We start from the raw sequence: 6882 nt of genomic DNA, 5'->3' as shown, positions 1-6882 counted from the left end.
TCTTGCTCGACAATCCAAAGACAATTGAGAGGCTAGGACTTTTGTCCCAGCCTCTTTTCTGTTACTTAACGTGACTTGCTAACTCTTCTTGAGCTTTTTTAGTTGATTCTTCTTTTTCTTTTTCCCATTTTTTCAAAGCCTTTTGATAATCAGCTACTGTCAGAACCTTATCTTGAAGCTCCATTCCCTTAAATACATAGACATCACCCTTGATACCTACATAAGAGTAGGCTTTGGTAAATGGTACGACCTTTTGAACCATTGGTGAAGCGCCTGCAGAAATAGATGGGATCACAATAGAGCTATCTGTTAACCAAGCCTGCGCTGCTGCATATTTCGTATAGCGAGCATTGGTATCTTGCTTTTCTGCATCTGCCTGATCCAAAAGCGCTTTGTAGTCCGTTAAACCAACCTTGGAAGCAAGGTCTTGGTTTTGACCTTTTGTCAGACCAATATTGTCCAAGATATCCCCTGTCTCTGGGTTAAAGATATTCAGATAAGTTACTGGGTCTTGGTAGTCTGCTGACCAACCAGACATATTGAGGTCATAGTCCTTTTGGGCAGCTGTTTCTGCGAAGTAAGTAGAGTTATCAAAATCGTCTGATGACATTTGATGCACGTCAATCACAACGTTTTCTTGGCCTAGAGCTGCCTCAACAGATTGTTTGAAAGAGTTGGTCCGCTGCACCATGATTTTATCTGTCTGGTCAACTGGTACATCTAGATGAATTGGGAATTCAACTCCCTGCGCTTGCAAAGCTTCTTTGGCTTTAGCAAATTCTGCCTTGGCCTTATCTGGGTTGTAGATGCTATCTTGGGCATCAGCTAATTTGACACCTTGCCATTCATCGCCATAAGAAGCCAACTGTGATTCAACGACATCTGAGAAGTCCTTGCCATCTACTTGTACAAAACTAGGAGGGACAAGCAAGCTTCTGATAATTTTCGTTGCTCCTTCATTACCATTCATCTGGGCACCAAAGGATTTACGGTCAAAAGCAAAGTTGATTGCTTGGCGGAAGTCTTTATTTTGAATTGCTTCTTTGCTGGCAGCTTTTTGGGCATCTGTCTTAGAAGTATGGCTATAAGCCTGACGATTCAAGTTAAAGGCATAGAAATAGCTAGTTGAATTTTGTGGAGTAAAAATGATGTTGTCTTTGTATTTCTTTTCTACTGATGCGTAGTTTGAGCTAGTCGGATAGAGGCGAGCTTGTGTGTAAGCACCATCAGTAAAGTTACGGATCAATGACTCTTGGTCAGAACCATCGTAGTAAGTCAACTTGACATCTTCGATCTTCACATTGTCCTTGTCCCAATAGTTTTGGTTTTTAGAATATTCGATAACAGACTTAGAAGTAAATGCCTTTAATACATATGGACCATTGTAGAGGATACCGGAAGGTTTCACGGTACCAAAGTCTTTGCCTTCTTTCTTCAGAAATTCTTCATTAATCGGGAAGAGAATGCCCATGGTTGTCTTAGAATTCCAATAGCTTTCTGGCTGATTCAGGGTGTATTGAACTGTATAGTCGTCGATTGCCTTAACACCGACAGTAGAGAAATCATTGCTTTCCCCTTTGATATAAGCATCTAATCCCTTGATAGAGTTTTGCACGATTGGTAATGCTTCTGATTTTTCATCTGCAGCGTGCTTGAGCCCTGTGACAAAGTCTTGTGCCTTGACAGCAGCATACTCTTCACCTTCTGCTGTGTACCATTTAGCATCCTTACGCAACTTATAAGTATAAGTTAGGCCATCTTTAGACACAGTCCAGTCTTCAGCCAATGAAGGGATAAGATTCCCATATTGATCATTTTCTAAAAGACCGTCGACCAAATTGGCAATAACGTCAGAAGTGGAGGCGCGATTGGAGTTTACATAATCCAATGTATCTGGATCTGTATTATAGACATAAGAATATGTCTTTGCCGAGCTGGTGCTTGACTTGCCACAAGCAGCTAAGAATAGCGCTGATGCTGCAACCAAACCAGTAATAGCCAACCATTTAGATTTTTTCATGAGCAAATCTCCTTCTTTAGATTATGTATTATTATACATCATTTCTAGACAAATACAAGTCTTATTTAAGAAAATTTTAAAATTCTATGCATTTTTCTTATTTTTATTGAAACAAAGTATAGGAAAATTTCTATGCATTTTCATATATTTTCATAAACATGCAGGAAATCTTATAAATAAAAATTTGTTCAATATTTTACAAGGATTCTTGAATAGGATTATCAAAAATATCGGCTTTTTTATGTTACAATAGATTTATTACTAATCTAGGGGAAAGAAATGAAAAAACTTTTTGTATTCCTACTGCTATTCTTTGGTCTGATTGCCAAGCCTGTTCTGGCAGATGACTATGAAATTGCCGCTAAAAGCGCCATTGCTGTCGATGCAAACTCAGGAAAAATCCTCTATGAAAAGGAGGCTACAAGCCCACTAGAAGTCGGTGCTATTACTAACATTTTGACTGCTTATCTGGTTTACGAGGCCATTGCTGATGGCAAACTGAGCCTAGAAACTGAGGTTGATATTTCTGATTATGCTTACCAGCTGACAGTAAATCCATCTATCGCAAACTTGCCTCTGGAAGCGCGACGCTACAAGGTAAAGGACTTACTGAATGCCTCTCTTTTGGCCAGTGCCAACAGCGCCACCATCGCTCTGGCAGAAAAAGTTGGTGGAAGTGAAGAAAATTTTGTCAAAATGATGAAAGCCAAACTCAAGGAATGGAATATCTCTGATGCAACCATTGTAAATGCTACTGGTACGGATATTCGTTTATTAGATGGTTCGCTAGAAACTAGCAGTGCTGAAGAAGAGACCGCAGAGAATTCTAAAAGCAAGAAAAAACAAGAGACTGTCAATAAGTTCAGTGCTTATGATATAGCTGTGATTGCCTCACATCTGATTGATGACTACCCAGAGGTCCTTGGTATCACTTCCAAATCTCATGTGAATTTTGCAGGAATCCAACTAGAAAATCCCAATTTAATGTTGGAAGGCTCTCCTAGTTTTCGGACAGGAGTGAAGGGTTTGAAGACAGGCGGGTCTGAGCAGAGTGGTGTTTCATTTGTCGGTGTAACAAGTGAAAAAGGGATGCGATTGATCACAGTCGTTTTAGGAGTCGCACAAGAAGATAACGACCCTAATACCCGTTTTGGCGTTACATCTAGCCTAATGACCTACGTTACACAGAATTTCTCTCCGACAGTCCTTGTCAAAAAAGGGGAACGATATAATAACTCACAAGTAGCTATTAGAGACAGCCAAGAGGATAAGGTCGCTGCAGTTGCTAGTGAGGACCTGGTAATTCTAGAACGGATAGCCAATCAGGCTGAACATAAAGTCACCTTTACTCCAAGTCCACAGGAGCTGCAGGCACCCTTGAAAAAAGGTAGTGTAGTAGGTACCCTCACTTATACAGATTCTGAGCCGATCGGCCAGGGCTACATCGAAAATAAGAAAACTTCTATTTCTATGGTTACAGAAAAAAAGGTTGAAAAAGCTATTATTTTTAAAGTCTGGTGGAACAACTTCATCCGCTTTGTCAATGAGAAGTTATAAAAGAAATACCGCGAATCAATTGATTCGCGGTTATTTGTATAGTCGTAAACGTTTAACGTAATCAAAAAAAGTTCTTTGAGGGTTAATTAGCAATATAGTATTCTGCTACTGTTTAACAGGTCCTCTGAATTTTTTAAACACTTTGCTTAAGCAAAGATTTATTCACAATTAAAAAGAGGCCAACGCCTCTTTTTATCCAACAGACCCTTCCATTTCATAGCTGATGAGGCGGTTGAGCTCAACAGCGTATTCCATCGGCAGTTCCTTGGTGAATGGCTCAACAAAGCCCATGACAATCATTTCAGTCGCTTCGGACTCAGATAGGCCACGGCTCATGAGATAGTAGAGCTGCTCCTCAGAAATCTTAGAAACTTTAGCTTCATGCTCCAAAGCCACCTGTGAGTTGTGAATTTCATTAAATGGAATAGTATCTGAAGCAGACAAGTCATCCATGATAATAGTATCACACTCGATATGGCTGACAGATTTCTTAGAATTGCGAGCAAAGGTCACTTGGCCACGGTAGTCAACTTTTCCTCCACCTTTAGCGATGGATTTAGACACGATAGACGAGCTGGTGTGTGGCGCATTGTGGATCATCTTAGCACCCGTATCTTGATGTTGCCCAGCATTAGCAAAGGCGATAGAGAGCATAGTACCACGCGCTCCTTCTCCGTCCAGATAGACTGATGGGTATTTCATGGTTGTTTTGGCACCCAAATTTCCATCAATCCACTCAACTGTTGCATCCTTCATAGCCCGCGCTCGTTTGGTTACAAGGTTGTAGACATTATCTGACCAGTTTTGAATGGTCGTATAGCGCATATAGGCACCGTCAAGGGCAAAGATTTCAACAATAGCCGCATGCAAGCTGTTGCTTGAATAAGTAGGCGCTGTACATCCTTCTACGTAGTGAACACTTGCTCCCTCGTCAACGATAATCAAAGTCCGCTCAAACTGACCGGAATTTTCATTGTTGATACGGAAGTAGGTTTGAAGTGGGATGTCTACCTTGACACCTTTTGGCACATAGATAAAGGTACCACCAGACCAAACTGCAGAGTTAAGGGCAGCCAACTTGTTGTCTGTCGGCGGAACTAACTTAGCAAAATACTGCTTGAAAAGCTCTGGGTATTCCTTAAGAGCTGAGTCAGTATCTGTGAAGACAATTCCAAGCTTTTGGAATTCTTCCTTCATATTGTGGTAGACCACTTCGGACTCATACTGGGCAGCTGCACCAGCAAGGTAAGCTCGCTCCGCTTCTGGGATCCCAATCCGCTCAAAGGTTTCCTTAATCTTCTCAGGCACTTCATCCCAGCTTCTAGCTGGCTTATCAGAGGCCTTTTGGTAATAAATCAAGTCATCAAAATTAATTTCTGACAAATCTGGTCCCCAAGTCTGCATTGGCATTTTCTTGAAAACCTCGTAGGACTTAAGGCGGAAATCCAACATCCATTCTGGTTCATTCTTGGCTGCAGAAAGCTCACGAATGACCGCTTCATTCAGCCCTTTCCCTGTTGAGAGGACAGGCTCAACATCGTCATGGAAACCAAACTTGTACTCACCGAGATCAATCGGTTTTGGTTCTACTCTTTCTTCTGACATAATTTCCTTTCACATTCTTACTTTTTATCTTCTTCAATTGCTCGCTTGAGGGCATTCCAACCCAAGGTCGCACACTTAATCCGCTGCGGGAATTTGGCAACGCCTGCTAAAAAGGCTCCATCTCCCAATTCTTTCTGGCGACTGTCTTCCTGACCCTGAACCATCTGTGAGAAAACTTCTGCTAACTCCAGCGCCTGCTCTTTTGTCTTACCCAGAACTACATCCGTCATCATGCTGGCCGAAGCCGTTGAGATGGTACAGCCAGAATTCACAAAGGCAATATCCTCAATCTTATCTTCCGCATTAAACTTCACAGACAGACTGATGACATCACCACAGGTTGGGTTATTGAGAACTACCTGCTCCACATCTTCCAGCTTACCATGATGATGTGGGTGAGCCGAGTGGTCTGTCACAACGGCCTTGTAAAGACTGTCTAACTTAGAAAGCGCCATTGAAAAACTCCTTTGTCTTTTCTAAAGCATCTACCAGCTTGTCACAATCCGCATAGGTATTGTAGATATAAAAGCTGGCCCGCACAGTCGCTGGCACCTGTAGATAGGTGAGCAAAGGCTGGGCACAATGGTGACCCGCCCGAACAGCTACTCCTTCGTAGTCCAGAGCCGTTGCGACATCATGCGGATGGAGACCAGCCAGATTAAAGGCAATCACGCCTGAGCGCTGGGCCAAATCCTGAGAGCCATAAATGGTCAAGCCTTCCACTGCCTGCAGCTTAGGAAATACGTAGGCAATCAGGTCCTGCTCATGCTGGGCAATGGCATCCATGCCCAAGTCTTCCAAATAATCAATGGCCGCCGCAAGACCGATTGCTCCTGCCATATTCGGAGTGCCGGCCTCAAACTTCCAAGGCAATTCCTTCCAAGTTGCTTCCTGCTCATAGACGAAATCAATCATTTCGCCACCGAATTCGACTGGCGACATCTGCTCCAGCAGCTCTTCCTTGCCATAGAGAACGCCGATTCCAGTAGGTCCGGCCATCTTATGTCCCGAAAAGGCGAAGAAGTCCACATCCAAATCCTGCACATCAATCTTCATGTGCGGAATGGATTGAGCCCCATCCACCACCAAAAGCGCTCCTTGCTGATGAACCAGCTGGGCAATATCCTTGATGGGATTGATGACACCGAGGACATTAGAAGCATGAGCCAGAGAGACAAACTTGGTTCGCTCATTGAGCTTGGCACGAAAATCATCCATATCCAGAGCACCATCCTTGAGATAGACATAGACCAACTTGGCTCCAGTCTTCCTACAAACTTCCTGCCAGGGAATGACATTGGAATGGTGCTCCATGATAGAAATCATCACTTCATCACCATGCTGCAGCCTTTCAGCCGCAAACTGAGCCACCCAGTTGAGTCCCGTCGAGGTTCCTCGTGTAAATAGGACTTCTCTGCTAGAAGCCGCATTGATAAAAGAACGAACTCTTTCTCTAGCTGTTTCATAGGCTGCTGTCGCCCGCTCAGCCAGCGTATGCACACCACGATGGACGTTGGCATTGTCTCTAAGATAGTAGTTTTCGATAGCTGCCAACACCTGCTTGGGTTTCTGGGTTGTCGCCGCATTGTCCAAATAAACCAAAGGCTCATCATTGACAATTTGGTCCAAAATGGGAAAATCTTTCTTGATTGCTTCTGCATTAAATCCAGACATGAAGACTCCTATCTAACTAATACGGG

General features: G+C 43.0%; 5 protein-coding genes. 1 reads left to right on the top strand and 4 read right to left on the bottom strand.

Features of this window, described 5'->3' with window-relative positions; translation table 11 throughout:
* Positions 1–61: 61 nt before the first annotated feature.
* Complete coding sequence (locus A0765_RS05095; protein ID WP_062005045.1) at positions 62–2020, bottom strand: peptide ABC transporter substrate-binding protein; 1959 nt, start codon at positions 2018–2020, stop codon at positions 62–64.
* Positions 2021–2299: 279 nt separating this feature from the next.
* Here A0765_RS05095 and pbp3 point away from each other — a divergent pair, with 279 nt between their 5' ends.
* On the top strand, positions 2300–3577 hold the full coding sequence (gene pbp3, locus A0765_RS05085) for a D-alanyl-D-alanine carboxypeptidase PBP3 (protein WP_062005041.1): 1278 nt from the start codon (positions 2300–2302) through the stop codon (positions 3575–3577).
* 192 nt (positions 3578–3769) lie between these two features.
* Here the strand turns inward: pbp3 and sufB are convergent, their stop codons facing one another.
* The 3 genes from sufB to A0765_RS05070 are packed head-to-tail and all read right to left on the bottom strand — an operon-like array spanning position 3770 to position 6856.
* Positions 3770–5182: a Fe-S cluster assembly protein SufB gene (gene sufB, locus A0765_RS05080; protein ID WP_048766431.1), complete on the bottom strand. Its 1413-nt coding sequence runs from the start codon at positions 5180–5182 to the stop codon at positions 3770–3772.
* Between the two features lie 17 nt (positions 5183–5199).
* Positions 5200–5637, bottom strand: a complete 438-nt coding sequence (sufU, locus tag A0765_RS05075) for a Fe-S cluster assembly sulfur transfer protein SufU (RefSeq protein WP_062005039.1) — start codon at positions 5635–5637, stop codon at positions 5200–5202.
* Complete coding sequence (locus A0765_RS05070; RefSeq protein WP_062005038.1) at positions 5624–6856, bottom strand: cysteine desulfurase; 1233 nt, start codon at positions 6854–6856, stop codon at positions 5624–5626. Before A0765_RS05070 ends, sufU begins: the two co-directional genes overlap by 14 nt.
* Positions 6857–6882: the final 26 nt, after the last annotated feature.

This window comes from Streptococcus cristatus (genome assembly GCF_001588905.1).
Classification (GTDB): domain Bacteria; phylum Bacillota; class Bacilli; order Lactobacillales; family Streptococcaceae; genus Streptococcus; species Streptococcus cristatus_N.
This window is presented reverse-complemented; position numbering and strand designations above follow the sequence as displayed.